1 rRNA gene is annotated in these 574 nt (G+C 48.1%); it reads left to right on the top strand.

Features of this window, described 5'->3' with window-relative positions:
* Positions 1 to 574: ribosomal RNA gene (locus tag ACXAG7_RS19925) — 23S ribosomal RNA — on the top strand; the annotation flags it as partial.

Here is a 574-nt window from a genome sequence, read left to right as displayed (position 1 = left end):
TCTTCGGATGCGTGGATAGTGCGGCTAAGGGCTTCCAAGAAAAACCTCTAAGCTTCAGTTTATAAGAACCCGTACCGTAAACCGACACAGGTAGTTGGGATGAGAATTCTAAGGTGCTCGAGAGATTCATGGCTAAGGAACTAGGCAAAATAGACCTGTAACTTCGGGAGAAAGGTCGCCAGCAGTAATGCTGGCCGCAGTGAAAAGATCCAGGCGACTGTTTATCAAAAACACAGGGCTTTGCTAAATTGAAAGATGATGTATAAGGCCTGACACCTGCCCGGTGCTGGAAGGTTAAGTGGAGGGTTTAGCTTCGGCGAAGATCTGAAATGAAGCCCCAGTAAACGGCGGCCGTAACTATAACGGTCCTAAGGTAGCGAAATTCCTTGTCGGGTAAGTTCCGACCTGCACGAATGGTGCAACGATCTGGATACTGTCTCAGCCATGAGCTCGGTGAAATTGTAGTATCGGTGAAGATGCCGATTACCCGCAGCGGGACGAAAAGACCCCGTGAACCTTTACTATAGCTTCGTATTGACTTTGGATAAGTAATGTGTAGGATAGGTGGGAGACA

It is taken from the genome of Tenacibaculum sp. AWR4_210, assembly GCF_056160945.1.
Note: the sequence above shows the minus strand (reverse complement) of the source record. Positions and strands in the feature narration are given on the sequence as shown.